Origin of the sequence: Synechococcus sp. A15-24, assembly GCF_014280195.1 — a bacterium.
In the GTDB taxonomy this organism is placed as follows: domain Bacteria; phylum Cyanobacteriota; class Cyanobacteriia; order PCC-6307; family Cyanobiaceae; genus Parasynechococcus.
In genome coordinates this window covers 373935-389971 of sequence record NZ_CP047960.1, presented here as the reverse complement: position 1 = coordinate 389971, position 16037 = coordinate 373935, and the positions used below count along the sequence as shown (strand labels likewise).

Below are 16037 nucleotides of genomic sequence, written 5' to 3'. Positions count from 1 at the left end.
AAGCTGTCAAACCCTAGGCAGAGTCCAACTGGCGAGGCAGCAACTGGCGCACCTCCTCCGCCAGAGCCGAAACAGCACCGGGTCGGCCTCGCAAAGCCTGAAGGTCAGCGCGCTGGCCTTGCAATCGCTCCGGTGCTGCCAGCCATTCCGCTGCTTCCGCTGCGATCTGCTGGGGTGTGATGGCCCCGACCCGTTCGGGCACCACCGCCCGACCGGCACTGATGTTGGGCCAGGCCATCCATCCGTTGTTGCGCAGCCGCCAGAGGGAGAGCAACACACCGATGATCCGCCGCAGACCGGGCAGACGGGCCAGCAGACCCAGGCCTCCATCCCAGGCCTGCATCACCTCCAGGTGTTGGGTCGGCACGATCACGATCATCGGCACCCCCAGTGCTCCCAGTTCCGCCGTGTTGGCGCCAACGGTGGTCAGGGCCAATTGACACTGGCTGAGGGGACCGTGGGCAGGGTGCTGCTCAATGAGGTGGATGCAAGTGCCGGCCTGGGTCCGCAGCACCCCATCGCTGACATCCACCACGGCACCGCTGTAAGCGCGGGCAATGGGATTGGCCTCTCCGGCAAAACGCAGTAACTCCCCCAGGTTGGTGGTCGGCGCCACCGGCAACAGGAAGCGGCAACCGGGACGCCGCTGCGCCAGGCGATCCGCCGTCTCCAGCAGAAACGGCATGCCGATGCTCAACTTCGCCGGCTTGGAGCCCGGCAGCAAACCGATCCATTGCCCCTCCGGCAACGGGGTGGCCTGCCGAGCAAACGTGGATAGATCCGCCATCAGATCACCCACCACCCGGCAGCGGGGCTGGAAGCGGCGGGGCAGCTGCTGCAGCACCGCCTCCGACATCGCGGCCACCCGATCGTTCCAACCGGGCCAGCGCGCCACCCACTCCGCATAGGTGATGTGTTGATACCCCAGACGTGCCGACAGCAGCACCGTCCAGAACTGATCGCCTCCCAGGAACACCACAACCCCTCGCTGAGGCCAGGGGCCGTAGCGCCCAGGTCGCAGCAGCAGGTCCCAGAACCGCGCCGCCGGGGTGATGCGTTCAAACAGGTTCCAGGGCTCGGCCGCCGCCCGTTCCTGACCGGTGGCATTGGGACAGGGCACCAGTACCAACTGCAGGCTCGCGGCAGTTCCCGACGTTCTCGGCCTCAGGGGGAGGGTGGCGTGAAGGCGTTCTGCCAACGGACGCACCCAGGTCGTCAGTTCTCCTGGTCCGTTGGTGACAATGACAACGGCAGGCCCGGGATCGTCGGTCGCAGGTCTGGCCAAGGGAATGGAGTGCGGATGGCGAGACTTGAACTCGCAAGGCCGAAGCCACACGCCCCTCAAACGTGCGTGTCTACCAATTCCACCACATCCGCGTGGTCGACTCAGCCGCTCGGGCTTTGTCGAGGAGTGATCATACCGACCGGGGGTCAGGGCCCAGACCATCCCGGTCGTCGCTGATACGATCCGCCATCAGGCCTGAACTGCTGCGGGATGCCCATCGGCAAAGTGCTGATCGCCAACCGCGGCGAAATCGCCCTCCGGATCCTGCGCAGTTGCCGCGAACTCGGCATCGCCACCGTGACCGTGTACAGCACGGTCGATAAGGACGCGCTTCATGTTCAGCTGGCCGATGAAGCGGTCTGCGTCGGCGACGCCCTGAGCAGCAAGAGCTATCTCAACGTTCCCAACATCCTGGCCGCCGCCACCTCCCGCGGGGTTGACGCGATCCATCCCGGTTACGGCTTCCTGGCTGAAAACGACAAATTCGCCGAGATGTGCGGCGACCACGGCCTGACCTTCATCGGTCCTTCCCCCCACGCGATCCGCTCCATGGGGGACAAATCCACCGCCAAGGCCACCATGCAGGCGGTGGGCGTTCCAACCGTTCCCGGCAGCGAGGGATTGCTGGCAGGACCACAGGATGCCGCCGTGCTGGCGGAGCAGATGGGGTATCCCGTGATGATCAAAGCCACCGCCGGCGGCGGAGGTCGTGGCATGCGTCTGGTGCAGAGCCCGGACCAGCTGAACAATCTGTTCAAGGCCGCCCAGGGCGAGGCGGAAGCCGCCTTCGGCAATCCCGGGCTGTACATGGAGAAATTCATTGATCGCCCCCGGCACGTGGAAGTGCAGGTGCTTGCGGATCGCCACGGCAATGTCGTTCACCTCGGCGAACGGGACTGCTCGATTCAGCGACGCCACCAGAAACTGCTGGAGGAAGCCCCCAGCCCGGCCCTGGATCCTGATCTACGCCGTCGCATGGGCGAAGCGGCCGTGGCCGCAGCCCGAAGCATCAACTACGAAGGCGCTGGCACTGTCGAGTTCCTGCTCGACCGCAGCGGTGGGTTCTATTTCATGGAGATGAACACCCGCATCCAGGTGGAGCATCCGGTCACGGAGATGGTGACAGGGATCGACCTGATCGCCGAGCAACTGCGCATTGCCGGTGGCGAGCCCATCAGCGTTCAGCAGGAAGAGATCAACCTCTCCGGCCATGCGATCGAATGCCGGATCAATGCCGAAGACGCCACCCACAATTTCCGACCGGCACCTGGGCGCATCACCGGCTGGTTGCCTCCGGGTGGTCCGGGTGTCCGTGTCGACAGCCACGTGTACACCGGCTACGACATCCCGCCCTTCTACGACTCGCTGATCGGCAAGGTGATCGTCTGGGGTCGCAACCGCGAGATGGCGTTGTCGCGGATGAAACGTGCCCTTAATGAATGCGCCGTCACCGGGATTCCCACCACGGTGGAATTCCACTTGGCCCTGCTGGATCGCCCGGAGTTCATTAACGGCGACGTCCACACCAAGTTCGTCGAGCAGGACATGCTCAACTGATCGCCTGAGAGCGCATCAGTGCCTGGGAGAGCAGTCCCTGCTGCCCCACGAGCAGCTCCCTCAGCAGGCTCAAAAATCCAACCCAGATCACCGGGGTGACATCAACTCCGCCGATCGGGGCCACAACCCGACGGGTGAGTGACAGCACCGGCTCGGTGGGCCAGGCAATCAAGGGCCAGGCACCTTGCTTCAGGTCCACCTGGGGATACCAGGTGAGCACGATCCGCAGCAGGAACGCCAGGGTCAGCGCCGCCAGCAGCAACCCCAGGACCAGATGAACGACGGGAAGCACCTGAAGCAGCGAGGGCGTCACAAAGCTCAAAGCATTGGGACCGGCATCGTAGAAAGCGGGTCTTGATCCCTAGGATCTTTGTGGCATAGAACTCGACGGCTCCGACGCCATGACCCCCTCCCTCTCCAACTTCCTGAGCAGCCTCGTGTGGGGAGGTTTGATCGTTGTGGTCCCCGCCACCATCGGCCTGATCCTGATCAGCCAGACCGACCGCCTCGATCGCAAGCTCTGACCCAACCCTGGCGCCCCTCGTAAACTGAAAGTCTTGAGGAGGCGCTTCATTGGTTAACGCCAGTCTGAATTGGGCCAGCATCGTCGGCATCGTGCTGGCCGTTGGTGGGGCGATGCTGTACTTCATGCGCTCGTTCAAGCCTGCCTTGGCGCGGGATTACGACGTTTTCTTTGCAGCCATCGGTCTGCTGTGCGGAGGCATCCTGTTCTTCCAGGGTTGGCGCCTTGATCCAATTCTTCAGTTTGGCCAGTTCCTACTCGCGGGAACCACCGTGTTTTTCGCGTACGAAAGCGTTCGCCTGCGCGGTGTGGCAACGGAACAAGCCCGACGGTCCGCCTATTTCGATGACGAACCAGCACCACCACGGGAGGCACCGGGGGGCTTAAGAGGTGGCTGGGACGATGGATACGACCGCTTTGACGAACCCCAACCGCTGCGCAGGCGTTTCAGCGGACGTGAGGAGCGCTTCGAGGAGGAGCCGGTGGACGAGAGCTACCGACCGCGTCGTACCTCCACCTCCCGCGCTGCCATTCCGGAACAGGCTGAAAGCCGCCGTGGTCGTGATGACGAACGCCCCGAAGAACGCTGGGCCCGTCAAGACGATGAACGGTCTCGCCGCATGGCCCGTTTCCGGGCTGGTGATGAGCCACAGGAGAAACCTTCCGACTTTGGTGACCGTCGTACCCAGCGACAGGACCAGCGCCGCGGCAGCAGACCCGCGGGACGTAGTGCCGTCGAGTCAGCACCCGAGACCGAGACCCGAATCAGCACTGCGGCTCAACCCAACCGTCCCGCTGCTGAAGATGCTGCCTTCAGTGCCAAAAGAACAGCAACGTCCGAAAGACCTTCAGGGCGTCCAGAGAGTGCCAGCAATCGCCCGGCCCCCCGAAGTTCCCGCAGCAGCGGATCAACATCTCGCCCCCGGGACAACAGTTCCCGCTTCGACGACTGACATCAGTCCGATCGCCGCTGCTGCTGCTCCTGCTGGCCACGAGCCTGCTGGGTTGCAGCGGCCGGGTTGAGCGAGCGGCAACCGGTTGGATCGACCGCAGCCAGGAGGATCCCGCCCTCAGTGGCGACGGGCGCCTGCTGGCGGTGATCAGCCATATCCAGGGTCGCCCCACGGTGCAACTGCGCGGAGAGGACGGCAGCATCCGGCCGGTGCCGCAATTGCGGCGCCATCAGCCCCATAGCTCACCTTCCCTGAGCTGGAACGGCCGCTACCTGGCCTTGATCACCCAACGCGGCAAACGTCGGCTGGCGGTGGTGCTGGACCGCCTCAATGGCCGGCTGCATCCCTTGCCACTGCCCGGTGGACGGGATCCAGTGCGCCTGAGCCTGGCGCCGGATGCCCGCCGCCTGGCCCTGCAGGTGGCCGATCAGGGCCAGTGGCGGGTGGAACTGCTCGATCTCAGCGAAGTGCTTGAGCCGGATCGTGCGGCCGGCCAGGCCCTCAACACGCCGCCATTGGAGAGCTCCCGATGACGCCGACCGCCTCGCTGCTGCTGCTCTCCCTCCTGTTGCTGGGCTGCAGTGGACCGCGGCCGACACCACTGCCCGATTTCAACGGTCTGCTGCGTCAGAACGCCAGCAGCCGACGCGACCCCGCCCTGGCGCAACGCTGGCTGGCCAGCCTGACCCTGCGGGGTGGACGGGAACGGGTGGACCTAGTGAATCTGGGGTCACGGCAACCGGTGCCCTTGCCGGGGCTCAACCGCGCTGATGCCCAGCCGATCAGCGTCAGCGTCAGCGCTGATGGCATGCGCCTGGCGGTGGTGCAGCAGCGGAATGAACGCACCGAACTGGTGCTGTATCGCCGCAATGTGGGCACGGTGCAACGGCTGCCGCTGGAGCCACCAGGGGTGCCGCGTTCCGTGAGCCTCAATGCTGATGGGCGTCGGCTGGCGGTGCAGGTGAGCCGCGGCGGACGCTGGGAGGTGGATTTGATTCGCCTGCCCTGATCAGGGCAGCAGACCGGCCCAATGCAAAAAAGTGTCTCCGCTGATCGCCTCGATCACAAGAATTGCCGTGAAGCCGACCATGGCAAACCGACCGTTCACCCGCTCGGCATAAACACTCCAGCCAAAGGCGGGGACATCGCTGGTTGTGGCGGACGTCTCCGGAACCGATGCGGTTGCAGGGGTCTCGCTGGGGGAGGTCATCCGGCCGGATCAGGAACGCCCGAAGTCATAGCTGGTCGCCGACATCAGCCGCCAGTCACCGTTGCCGCTGAGCTCGAGCACTGAATCGTGGAACTGCTTGAGGGTGGGACGGTGGCCAATGCTGATCACCGCCAGTTCCCGCTGACGCAGCAAGGCGTAGAGATGATCCTCAGTGGCCACATCCAGGGCGCTGGTGGCTTCATCCAGCACCACGAACCGGGGGGCATTCAGCAGCAATCGGCCAAAGGCCAGGCGTTGCTGCTCACCAAGAGAAAGGATGCGAGGCCAGTCCTGCTTGACGTCCAGGTCGGGGTAGCGGGTCGAGAGCGTGCTGAGATTCACCTCATCCAGCACATGGCGAAGTTGGTCGTCACTGAACCGGCCTTCATCGGTGGGGTAACAGAGCTGTTCCCGCAACGACCCCAACAGCATGTAGGGCTTCTGGGGGATGAACAGGAGCTCGCCTGTGGGTGGACGTTCAACGTCCCCCTTACTGGGGGACCAAAGACCACTGATCATCCGCAGCAATGAGGTCTTGCCGCAGCCGGAGGGACCCACCACCAGCAACTTGTCGGTTTCGCCGACGCTGAGACTGAGATCCCGCACGATTGGCTGATCAGCACCGGGTGGCGTTAGATCGGCATGGCGCACCACGATCGACTCAGCTCCCTGCTGCACAGGGTCAGCACCCCTGGCTTCACGGCTCACCTGCTCCACCTCACTCTGGAATCCCTCAAGGCGAGAAATTCCAGCCGTGAATTGCGCCAATTCCTCGATCTGATTCACTACGTAGAACAGCGATCCCTCCACCATTCCGAAGGCGAAGTTGGCTTGAATGAAGCCCCCGTAATCAATCTCCCCTGCAAAGTAGGGAACAGCCATGACCAGATAAGGAAAGAAGTTTCCGGCATATCCGATCGAGCGACGCATCACATCGATGATGACGCGCCAGATAATCAGAAGGTTGAAATTACGAACAACAGAGCCGAGACGCCGCTCAGTTTCAGCAGCCTCAGGCTCTTCACCGGAATAAAAGGCAATGGACTCGGCGTTGTTGCGGATATGAACCAATCCGTAGCGAAAATCAGCCTCGTAGCGCAGCTGATCAAAGTTGATTTTCACCAGCTTGCGCCCAGAGATCACCAGCACTGCGGTCGCAAAACTTGCGTAGCCGAAGAGTGACAGCGTCAATGTTGTACTGATGCTCCAGAGAATAAGAATGTTGAGGGAAAAGGTTAGCAGAGCATCGAACACTCCAAGGGTGAATTGGAGACTCTGAGACGTGAAAGAGCGGGTGTCATCGGTGATGCGCTGGTCTGGATTATCAACATCCGTCGCCTGTTCATCGTTGGGATTGAGGACGTAATAGGCGCGGTTGCGCATGTAGTCCCCGATCAGGCTGCGGGACAACCAATCGCGCCAGATAATCCCCAGCTTCAATGTGAAAAAGATCTGAGATACACGGATCGGCAACGCCACCACAAAGCAGCAGGCGTAAATGATCAGGATCCGGTAGAAGCCATCTGCCTGTTTGGCGACCAGGGCATTGGTGAGGTCTCGCGCGATGAAGCCGATGCCGGCATTGATGCCATTGACCGTCAGCAACATCAGCACAATCACGCCGAGCATCAGCCAGTGCAGCCAGCGGCGGTTGCGAAGCTGTTGGCGCATCGCCAGGAACGCCGCTCCTCCCATCAGGAACAAACCGCTGAAGACCACCCCCCAGGCGCTGCTCCAGATGCCGGCGATCGTGCTGGACACCCCGCCGAAATACTTCTCGGTGACCTCCGGCAAGAGCTGTTCAAACAGACCAATCAGGCCGGTGAGAGCCACCAGCACTAACCCGCCGACGCAGAACAACAGCGCCACCAGCAACCCAACGAATTGCCAGCCGCTGGCCTGATCGAGGGGCAGGAAGAAAGGCTGGGCCAGGTTGCGCAGCTTGTTGAGCTGGCCGCGCAAACCCTGGCGCGACTCCATGGAAGAAACCGTCATGGGTTCATTGTGGCGAGGCTGACCTCAACCGGGCGGCCAATCCAGAGATCGGCCACCGATCACGTGCACATGCAGGTGGAACACGGTCTGCCCCGCGGCGGCGCCACTGTTGATCACAGTGCGGAAATCCTCCAGACCCTCCTGCCGCGCAACCCGGGCCGCCACCAGCAGCAGGTGCCCCAACAGCGCTTCATCGCCGCTACTAGCGCTGCGCAGGCTTTCAATCGGCTGCCTGGGTATCACCAGCACATGCACGGGGGCCTGGGGGGCGATGTCGCGAAAGGCCAGGCAGCGATCGTCGCTGTAAACCTCATCGCAGGGGATGTCCCCCCTGAGGATCTTTCCAAAGATGGTGTCGTCCGCCATGTCGAAAAGATCAGGAGGGGGCTGCTGATGTGACAGGCGGGGCATCAACCCCATGCATCACACCACTTCCTGAATGCTGGCACGTTGTCTCAGTGCATCGCTGCAGGGCCTGCAGGCCCATCCCGTCACCGTTGAAGTCGACCTGGCGCCCGGACTGCCGGGGATTCAGCTGGTGGTGAGGCCACACCTATTAGCCTGAGAGCAATTCAGTAGCGCTCAAGAGTTGCGGGTCGCGATCTACGCCAGGGTCAGCACCGGCTCCGATGAGCAGGAGAACGCTCTCGAGCAGCAGATCGCCCGTCTAGAAGCCGCCGCAACCGCCCACGGGGGCAACGAACCACTGCGTTACATCGATATCGATAGCGGATCCAAGGACGACAGACCCGAGCTGTCACGCCTGATCCGTGACTGTGGTGCAGGTTTGATGAACACGGTCGTCGTGACTCGCCTCGACCGCTTGAGCCGCAGCAGCAGCCATGGCGCTGAGCTGCTCCGGTATTTCAGCCAGGACAACAGCCCCAGCCTGGTGGCCCTGGACGACAGCCTCGACCTCAGCACCTCAGGTGGGAGGTTCATGGCCCGCATGCTGATCAGCTGGGCAGAGGCTGAGACCGATCGACTGGCTGAACGACTGAAAGCTGGCTTCAAACACCGGCGCGACCAGCGCAAACCGTTCGGTTCAAAACCGCTGTTTTCCTACGTCTTCAGTGAGGACGGCAGCAGGTATGAACCCGACCCCACCAGCTGGCACATCGCAGAGGAGGCAATCCAGCGGTTCCTCAAGGACCCCAACACCGGCGCCCTGGTGGATTGGTTTCATCGTGAGCATGGGATCAGGTGGGGGTCCAACTATTCACTACAGCGTTGGATCCGAAACCCGACGCTCGCAGGTGCTCGGGTCTACGGGCAGCAGAGGAAGGAGGTCGATCTAAAGACCGGCAAGAAGCTCAGGGTGTCACGGCCGCCAGGTGATTTTGAGGAGATCATCTGGACCGACGACGACGGCAAACCGTTTCAACCTGCACTGCTGAAGCGAGAGCAGCTGGCCTTCATCCACTCCGTCTATGAGGCACGGAAGCAGCCAGACCGCCGGGGGTTGGGCCATGACACCAAGATCCTGACTGGATTGGTGCAATGCGGCGACTGCGGCCGGAACCTCCACCACCACCAACCAGGCAAAGGTGCTGATTACTGGTGCCTCAGGTGCATCGCCGTGGGTTGCCCTTCCCGGTACAAAACGATGCGGGCCAGGGAGACGGCAATTGCCATGTTCACCATGCTTCAGGTGCATGCCGCTGAACTGGTGTGCCGCATGCAGGAAGTTCTGGCAGCCCAGCAAAACGAGCTGAGCGCTGGAGAAATCGCCTTGAAGGACAGGATTCAGCAACTCGAGGCGATGGATGACCCCGACCTGCGGCAAGTGTTGGACAAGAAGCGGGATGAGCTGGCCCGCACGATCCAGGCCAAGAGCTCCACCGCTGTCGAGACATTCATCCAACAGGTGCAGAGCTTCAAACAGGAATCGGCAGCCGACCTGATCGATAAGGAACCGGCCCTGCTCCGTAATCTGCTCAAGCAGTTCTGTCGAGCGGAGGCTGCAGGTGGCGAGCTCAAGCTCCTCTACGTGAGCGAAGCCATCCGTCGACCCGGCAAGAGCAGGGCCATCTCAGTGGAGGGCTGGGGCTTCGGCAAAGCGAAGGATCAGACGTTTAAGCAGCTTTTAACGGTTCCACCCTTGCCCAAGACGTCCACACACTGCTAGTACATGCGTACTAGTTTAAGAAAGGTATGTCGGTTGATCATGCGAGCGCCGTTGCAGCGCCCAAGTCAGATCCCCTCTTTCTGCGCGTCAAAGCAGGCATGACCGTGATCGTCACTGACACGGATGGGGCCTGGCGGATGGCTGATGTGATCTATCTGGGTCGATGGCGGTGCCAGAAACCCAAGGGTTCCAACGTTGTTACAAGGGGCTGATGTCGATACAGGCGTCATCAACTGGGTCAACGCTGACTAAGTGACTCACATCGTCCCCAGGGTCTGATTTGAGTGGATAGGGGCACCAGACTCTTAGGTCTACTTCTCATGAACCGGTCCCCAAATTTCGCCTTCATTGGCGGCACCGTGATCATCGCGACATGGTTTTGGCCGCCTTCGCCAACGTGGCTAACGCTGGCGGATGCTCCTCCAGTAAGTCAGCCGAAGCAACCCCCGAGCAGATGATGGAAAAGCAGGGCGACAAGAAAGAAGTCGATGCTTGATCGCTTAGGACAAGCCAAAAGGCGTCACCCAAAACTGGCACAGTGACAGTTGGCATGGCCATTCATCTGGCTAGGTTTTGGACGTGAGGAAAAACCTCACGGGTTGGAAACAAGGACACAACCCCGTGAGTTTTCGGAGCCCCTGCCTTTGGCGGGGGTTTCTTTTTGCCCTCAGTTATCCACAAGGTCAGTGGATCCAAACTGTGTCTTCGGGTCGCAACAGCCGCCCAGAGCACCATCCCTAGCGCTTCAGGGCACAAAAAAACCCGGTGTGACTCGCACAACGGGCTGGGTGATGGGGGAAACCTAAATATGACTCAGCTGCTTCGTGCTGACTAGCCCCACATATGGTGTCAAGAGGCGCGGGTCGGATTTTCACCACACAATTGTGGAACCGTCCAGTTGTGGCACAAATGAGTCCAACGAGGTTAGTTTTGTCGAGACCGGCCGGGTGATGGGGATCAGCCGAATGGATTAAAGACCTCGGAGATCTCTCCGGGGTTTCTTTTTGGCCGCTTTCCACATTTTGCTCCGGAAATCCGGAGCAACCGGAGCGCTTTTTTCAGCCCTTTGCAGGCTGAGACAGCTTGTAGAGGTTCAGGGCGACGAGAGCCACGCCGAAGCTGGCGAAGAAGACGATCAGGTCTTGACTGGAGATGGACATAAAGACCCGAAAGCAAGTTCATTACGGAATGTAACGAAATATGGCTACCGTGGCGCAACTCGAGGCCTGACAATGTCTATTGATGCCCGATGCCAAGAACAGCGATCAGCCGCTGACCGCATGTTCAAGGACTTCAAATACACCCGTCCTGGCTCGAACGAGCAGGTTCGGGCATTAGCGACTCTGAGCTTCCTAATAGGCATGTGGGCCGATTTCCTCACTGCCGAGGAAAAGAGAATGGATCAAGTGATGGCCCTAGAGGCAGGTAACTCGTAGGGGCTAGACGTCGATACCGGCGTCATCAACTGGGTCAACGCTGACCTCGTGACTCACATCGCTCCAAGAGTGTGAACCTGCACTAGCAAGCCAAACAGCCGGCAAAGCGTCCACTCCCAACTGTCACTGTGCCAGTCAATTGACATCGTGATTGAGTGAGGAAAAACGCCTCACGAGGTGGAAACAAGGTCACACTCTCGAGAGACGTTTTGGAACCCCTGCCTTTGGCGGGGGTTTATTTTTGCCCGGATGGACCAGAAGTTCGATCCAGATTCGACAAATCCCCCAAACGAGGGATGACTTCCTGACAGGACTGGCTGAAAATCCTGTTGAGGACGTTCTGACGTGTGGCCGACAGCAATCTCTCAGCCTTCATCTGGTCCGTTGCTGACCTACTACGCGGCGACTACAAGCAGAGCGACTACGGCAAGGTCATCCTCCCGTTCACCGTCCTGAGAAGGCTCGACTGCGTCCTGGAGCCCACCAAGGCAGACGTCTTAGAAGAGAAGGCCCTCAGAGAGGGACAGGGGCTCGACCCAGAGCCGTTCATGCTGCGCAAGGCAGGCCATCTCTTCTGCAACAGCTCAGCGCTGGACATGCAGCGGCTGATGGGTGACGCGGACAACATCGGCGAGAACCTGCGCTCCTACGTCCAAGCCTTCAGCCCTGCGGTACGGGACATCTTTGAGAGCTTCGAGTTCCACCTCCAGGTGGACCGGCTCGAGAAAGCCAACCTGCTGTATCTAATAACCGAGAAGTTTTCTCAGATCGACCTGCACCCAGAAACGGTGAGCAACGCCGAAATGGGTCTGGTCTTTGAGGAGCTGATCCGCAAGTTCGCAGAACTCTCCAACGAGACCGCTGGAGAGCACTTCACCCCGCGTGAGGTGATCCGCCTGATGGTGAACCTGATCTTCATCGAAGACGACGAGGCACTCACCCAGCCCGGCATCGTCCGCAGCCTCTACGACCCAGCCTCTGGAACCGGCGGAATGCTGAGCGTGGCTGAGGAGCACTTGGTGAGCCACAACAGCTCAGCTCGCCTGGTGCTGTCTGGCCAGGAACTCAACCCCGAGTCCTACGCCATCTGCAAGGCAGACATGCTGATCAAGGGGCAGGACATCAACAGCATTTGCTTCGGCAACACCCTCTCGGACGACCAGCTCTCAGAGGAGAAGTACGACTACATGCTCTCCAACCCACCGTTTGGCGTGGAGTGGAAAAAGATCAAAAAGGAAATCGAAGCCGAACACAAGGCCATGGGTTTCGCAGGACGATTTGGTCCAGGGCTGCCAAGGGTCAGTGATGGCTCACTGCTTTTCCTGATGCACCTGATCAGCAAAATGCGCCCGGCTCAAGACGGTGGCTGCAGGTGACGATCCTTCTCTGAACCGAGGGCATGGACCATCGCTTGACCCAGCCAGTGGAACCAATGGAGAACCTTCGCTTTCATCGCATCCTCATGATCACTGGCTTCAGTGTGGAAACGCTGACGCGATGCGGCAACGGGTGAAAACACCTGATGCCGCCAACCATCACTGGGCTGGAGCGCTGTCTCGGAACACGTAGATGTGGCCAAGGGTCTTCTTGCCGTAGGCACGACGCATCAGGGTCCAGCCGGGCTCCAGGTTAAATTTGAGGAAGTCACTGCCGGCACCACCGGTGCTGGCAATAAGGAAGGTGGGTTGGCTGCGATCCCTTGTCGGTGCTGCCAGCAGCTCCATGTCGCTGCCGGTGTTCACCACCATGAGGCGGTAACGGGTGCCGAGGTCATCGCCACCGATGCGCAGGGAATAGCCGTTGCCGTCGATGTAGCGGTTACAGATCCCGGTGAAATCAAAGGTCGACAACAAGGGATCGACGATGGCGGGTGAGCTGCCGCTGACGGCGAAGCAGGGGCGCTTCTCAGACCGCTGCTCGTAGATATTGAGCTGTGAGCGCTCGCCGTTGCCTATCGGGGCCGACACCAGGATGAACTTGCTGGTGTCCACAGGCACAGCCGTGAACAGCGATCCCTGGGCCTGGGCTGCTGATACGGCAGCCATGCCGAAGGCAAGACCGGCGGCAGCGGACAGAAGGCGAGAGATCACGGCCGGAAGCGGAGCTGGGCGGATCGTAAAAGTGCCGAGCCGGTCAGTCGCCCCCGATCAGGCCGGTTTGTTGAGGCGAATCGCAACAATCAGGGTTGCCACGGTGGCGGGAGCCGCCACCGCCAGGATCCAGCTGGTGGTGCTGACCCCAAGATCGGGATCGCCGTAGGCCAGCTCGAACACGCAACCGGTGCTGGCGATGCCGAAAACACAGGCGAGGGCCAGGAACAGTCCGGCCAGGGGCTTCATCGGCATGGATCAGGAAACGCTCTTAACGTGCTGGCTCTGGAAACCATGATCCTTCAATTCCTTCTCAAGACCGGCTTCATCGGTGACGCGATCCACAAACAACACACCCTTGAGATGATCCATCTCGTGCTGGATGCAGCGGGCCATCAGGCCATTGGCCTTCATCTTTCTCGGCCGTCCCATCTCATCACGGAAGCTGAGCTCAATGGCGGTCGGCCTGACCACATCGAGGTAAACACCGGGAATGCTGAGACAACCCTCCTCATAGGTGTCGATGCTTGCGCTGGCGGCACTGATCTCAGGGTTGATCAACACCAGCGGAGGTGTCGCGGCGTTCTCCAGGTCGAGGTCGATCACCAGCAGCTGCTGATGAATCCCCACCTGCGGAGCCGCCAGTCCAATGCCCTTGGCTGTGTACATGCTTCTGAGCATGTCCCGAGCTAGCTCGCGGGTCTGCTCGGTCACCTTGCCTATGCGCCGGGCCGACTGACGCAACACTTCAGCTCCGAGGGTGTGAATCTCCAGCGGAGGGGTGTCGAGCGCCGTCTTCGGAACCAACATCGTGTCCCGCGACTGTTCAGCCGCTCGGGCCAGCTGCGCAAAACTCCCGGCCAAGACCACCCCAGCGTTAATACAGCATGGTAATTGGCTCGATCCAGCAGGTATGGCTCCGACCCCCCTTCCGGCATCGATCGCCGTCGGCAAGCTTCCTGGCCTTAAGGAGCCACAACTGCTGGAGGGGCCGGATCAGCGAATCTGGCTGATCTGGCTGGAACAGCGACCTCAGGAAAAAGGGCGCACCACGGCCCTGATCCGCCCCTTCGGCGCTGCGGAGCTGAGTCCGACGGAACTCACTCCTTCACCGATCAGCCTGCGCAGCCGGGTGCATGACTACGGCGGCGGCGTGTTGTGCAGCGGCATGGATGGCGAAACGTTGCTGCTGGTGTGGATCGCCGACGGAGCACTGTGGCGCCAGGACTGGCGGCTCCCGCTGCTGGGGGACAACAGGCCTGAGCCACTGATGGATCCTTTGAAGCTGACGCGCGATGGCGACTGGCAGCTGGCGGATGGCCTGCTGGATCTGAAGCGCCGCCGCTGGCTTGGTATCCGCGAGATCAATGGCGTGGATCAACTGGTGAGCGCCGACATGGATGCAACGGAACAAGAGCCGGAGCTGCGGCATCAGCCGGCGGACTTCGCCGGCTATGGCTGTCTCAGTGCGGATGGCACGCAACTGGCCTGGGTGGAATGGCAGCAACCGGCCATGCCCTGGCAGAGCAGTGAACTGTGGTGCGCCGATCTCAGCCCATCCGGCGAACTGAGTGAAGCGCGGCCGATTGCTGGCGGTGAAGGGGTGTCAGTGTTCCAGCCCCAATGGCTGCAGGACGGATCGCTGCTGGTGGCGGAAGACAGCGAGGGTTGGTGGAACCTGAAGCGACGGCGACCAGGGAGCACCACCTGGGAGACCCCCTGGCCGATGACGGCAGAAACCGCGATGCCGCAGTGGATCTACGGCATGAGCACCACGGCCTGGGATGGGGAACAACTTCTCGCTGCAACCTGCGCTGATGGCTGCTGGTCGCTCCAACGCCTGAGCCTGGACGGCACGGTTACTTACATCGATCAACCCTTCGACGACCTGGCCGGGCTGCGGGCCCTCAACGGTCGCGCCGTGGCCGTGGCCAGCAACAGCAGCTCCATGGCCGGGCTGCTGGAACTGACCCTGTCTCCAACAGCCCCATGCTCCTGGGTCCACACCCCTGCGATGGAGAGGCCGATCGCCCAGGCCGACATCAGCGTGGCGGAACCGATCTGGTTCGCCGGTCATGCCGGCCAACGCACCCACGCCTGGTACTACCCGCCCCAGGGACAACCACCCACACCAGCGCCGCTGTTGGTGAAAAGCCACAGCGGCCCGACAGCGATGGCCCGCCGCGGCCTCAGCTTGGCGATTCAGTACTGGACCAGCCACGGTTGGGGCGTGGTGGACGTGAACTACGGCGGATCCACCGGTTTTGGCCGGGCCTACCGGGAACGGCTGAACGGCGGCTGGGGGGTGGTGGATGTGGCGGACTGCGCCGCCGCAGCCCAAGCCCTCATCAGCTCCGGTCGCGCCCATCCCGACCAGATCGCCATCGAAGGGGGCAGCGCCGGTGGCTTCACCACCTTGGCGGGCCTCTGCTTCAGCGATGTGTTCCGCGCCGGCGCCTGCCGCTATGCCGTCTGTGATCTCACAGCCATGGCCCAGGACACCCACCGCTTTGAGGCTTGTTACCTGGACAGCCTGGTCGGCGATTGGCCCGCCGAGCGAGAACGCTATGAGCAACGCTCACCCCTGCTTCACGCCGAGCAGATCACCTGCCCTGTGCTGTTCTTCCAGGGCCTGCAGGACAAGGTGGTGCCACCGGAACAAACCCAACGCATGGCCGATGCCCTGCGTAGCAGTGGGATCCCGGCGGAGGTGCGGCTGTTCGACGACGAAGGGCACGGATTCCGAAACCAGGAAACCCAGATCCAGGTTCTGGAACAGACGGAATCCTTTTTTCGGCGCCACCTCGACCTCAAGCCATGAAAGGCGGCCGGCAGGGCTACCACTCATATTCGCTAACGC

General features: G+C 61.4%; 18 protein-coding genes, 1 tRNA gene and 2 pseudogenes. 11 read left to right on the top strand and 10 right to left on the bottom strand.

Features of this window, described 5'->3' with window-relative positions:
- Nucleotides 1-13: 13 nt before the first annotated feature.
- Both SynA1524_RS01980 and SynA1524_RS01975 read right to left on the bottom strand, forming a co-directional pair.
- Nucleotides 14-1285: a glycosyltransferase family protein gene (locus SynA1524_RS01980; protein ID WP_186498731.1), complete on the bottom strand. Its 1272-nt coding sequence runs from the start codon at nucleotides 1283-1285 to the stop codon at nucleotides 14-16.
- 10 nt (nucleotides 1286-1295) lie between these two features.
- Nucleotides 1296-1377: transfer RNA gene (locus SynA1524_RS01975), tRNA-Leu, on the bottom strand.
- A 118-nt stretch (nucleotides 1378-1495) separates the two neighbouring features.
- Here SynA1524_RS01975 and accC point away from each other — a divergent pair.
- On the top strand, nucleotides 1496-2842 hold the full coding sequence (gene accC / locus SynA1524_RS01970) for an acetyl-CoA carboxylase biotin carboxylase subunit (protein ID WP_186498730.1): 1347 nt from the start codon (nucleotides 1496-1498) through the stop codon (nucleotides 2840-2842).
- Here the strand turns inward: accC and SynA1524_RS01965 are convergent.
- The gene (locus SynA1524_RS01965; protein ID WP_186498729.1) at nucleotides 2835-3155 is read right to left on the bottom strand and encodes a YggT family protein; all 321 of its coding nucleotides are present in this window, start codon (nucleotides 3153-3155) and stop codon (nucleotides 2835-2837) included. The genes accC and SynA1524_RS01965 overlap by 8 nt on opposite strands.
- A gap of 88 nt (nucleotides 3156-3243) precedes the next feature.
- On the opposite strand from SynA1524_RS01965, the gene psbX reads away from it, so the two are divergent.
- Together psbX and SynA1524_RS01955 are read left to right on the top strand one after the other, a co-directional pair.
- A complete protein-coding gene (psbX, locus tag SynA1524_RS01960; protein WP_011127208.1) occupies nucleotides 3244-3366 on the top strand; it encodes a photosystem II reaction center X protein in 123 nt (40 codons plus the stop codon).
- 49 nt (nucleotides 3367-3415) lie between these two features.
- Nucleotides 3416-4318: a Ycf66 family protein gene (locus SynA1524_RS01955; protein ID WP_186498728.1), complete on the top strand. Its 903-nt coding sequence runs from the start codon at nucleotides 3416-3418 to the stop codon at nucleotides 4316-4318.
- Between the two features lie 2 nt (nucleotides 4319-4320).
- Here SynA1524_RS01955 and SynA1524_RS12925 read toward each other — a convergent pair whose 3' ends face one another.
- On the bottom strand, nucleotides 4321-4473 hold the full coding sequence (locus tag SynA1524_RS12925) for a hypothetical protein (RefSeq protein WP_286188628.1): 153 nt from the start codon (nucleotides 4471-4473) through the stop codon (nucleotides 4321-4323).
- Here SynA1524_RS12925 and SynA1524_RS01950 point away from each other — a divergent pair.
- Nucleotides 4408-4851: a TolB-like translocation protein gene (locus SynA1524_RS01950; protein WP_286188719.1), complete on the top strand. Its 444-nt coding sequence runs from the start codon at nucleotides 4408-4410 to the stop codon at nucleotides 4849-4851. The two genes, SynA1524_RS12925 and SynA1524_RS01950, sit on opposite strands and share 66 nt — an antisense overlap.
- Nucleotides 4848-5327 carry a TolB family protein gene (locus tag SynA1524_RS01945; protein ID WP_186498727.1) on the top strand — a complete coding sequence of 160 codons (480 nt, stop codon included), beginning with the start codon at nucleotides 4848-4850 and terminating at the stop codon, nucleotides 5325-5327. The genes SynA1524_RS01950 and SynA1524_RS01945 overlap by 4 nt, the downstream gene beginning before the upstream one ends.
- On the opposite strand, the gene SynA1524_RS01940 is transcribed toward SynA1524_RS01945, so the two are convergent.
- Genes SynA1524_RS01940 through SynA1524_RS01930 form a run of 3 tightly spaced genes read right to left on the bottom strand, consistent with a single transcriptional unit; the run spans nucleotide 5328 to nucleotide 7889 of the window.
- On the bottom strand, nucleotides 5328-5528 hold the full coding sequence (locus SynA1524_RS01940; protein WP_186498726.1) for a CAB/ELIP/HLIP family chlorophyll-binding protein: 201 nt from the start codon (nucleotides 5526-5528) through the stop codon (nucleotides 5328-5330).
- Nucleotides 5529-5537: 9 nt separating this feature from the next.
- Complete coding sequence (locus tag SynA1524_RS01935) at nucleotides 5538-7523, bottom strand: ABC transporter ATP-binding protein/permease (protein ID WP_186498725.1); 1986 nt, start codon at nucleotides 7521-7523, stop codon at nucleotides 5538-5540.
- A gap of 24 nt (nucleotides 7524-7547) precedes the next feature.
- A complete protein-coding gene (locus tag SynA1524_RS01930; protein ID WP_186498724.1) occupies nucleotides 7548-7889 on the bottom strand; it encodes a histidine triad nucleotide-binding protein in 342 nt (113 codons plus the stop codon).
- 73 nt (nucleotides 7890-7962) lie between these two features.
- Between SynA1524_RS01930 and SynA1524_RS12920 the strand changes: the two genes are divergently transcribed.
- From SynA1524_RS12920 to SynA1524_RS01910, 5 genes and pseudogenes are all read left to right on the top strand, one after another.
- Entirely contained in the window at nucleotides 7963-8088 is a 126-nt protein-coding gene (locus tag SynA1524_RS12920; protein ID WP_286188754.1) for a hypothetical protein, read from the top strand.
- A gap of 24 nt (nucleotides 8089-8112) precedes the next feature.
- Nucleotides 8113-9651, top strand: a complete 1539-nt coding sequence (locus tag SynA1524_RS01925; protein ID WP_186498723.1) for a recombinase family protein — start codon at nucleotides 8113-8115, stop codon at nucleotides 9649-9651.
- A 26-nt stretch (nucleotides 9652-9677) separates the two neighbouring features.
- Nucleotides 9678-9903 (top strand): annotated as a pseudogene (locus tag SynA1524_RS01920) (DUF3104 domain-containing protein).
- A gap of 1193 nt (nucleotides 9904-11096) precedes the next feature.
- Nucleotides 11097-11162, top strand: a pseudogene (locus tag SynA1524_RS01915) (DUF3104 domain-containing protein); the annotation flags it as partial.
- 272 nt (nucleotides 11163-11434) lie between these two features.
- Nucleotides 11435-12463, top strand: a complete 1029-nt coding sequence (locus SynA1524_RS01910) for a type I restriction-modification system subunit M (protein WP_286188627.1) — start codon at nucleotides 11435-11437, stop codon at nucleotides 12461-12463.
- 159 nt (nucleotides 12464-12622) lie between these two features.
- Here SynA1524_RS01910 and SynA1524_RS01905 read toward each other — a convergent pair whose 3' ends face one another.
- The 3 genes from SynA1524_RS01905 to def all read right to left on the bottom strand — a co-directional run bounded on the left by SynA1524_RS01905 (nucleotide 12623) and on the right by def (nucleotide 14041).
- Nucleotides 12623-13132 (bottom strand): DUF3747 domain-containing protein, encoded by a 510-nt coding sequence (locus SynA1524_RS01905; protein WP_186499443.1) that lies wholly within the window; start codon nucleotides 13130-13132, stop codon nucleotides 12623-12625.
- A gap of 102 nt (nucleotides 13133-13234) precedes the next feature.
- Entirely contained in the window at nucleotides 13235-13432 is a 198-nt protein-coding gene (locus SynA1524_RS01900; RefSeq protein ID WP_186498722.1) for a hypothetical protein, read from the bottom strand.
- A gap of 3 nt (nucleotides 13433-13435) precedes the next feature.
- Nucleotides 13436-14041: a peptide deformylase gene (def, locus tag SynA1524_RS01895; RefSeq protein WP_186498721.1), complete on the bottom strand. Its 606-nt coding sequence runs from the start codon at nucleotides 14039-14041 to the stop codon at nucleotides 13436-13438.
- Nucleotides 14042-14090: 49 nt separating this feature from the next.
- On the opposite strand from def, the gene SynA1524_RS01890 reads away from it, so the two are divergent.
- On the top strand, nucleotides 14091-15998 hold the full coding sequence (locus tag SynA1524_RS01890; protein WP_186498720.1) for a S9 family peptidase: 1908 nt from the start codon (nucleotides 14091-14093) through the stop codon (nucleotides 15996-15998).
- Nucleotides 15999-16037 lie beyond the last annotated feature (39 nt).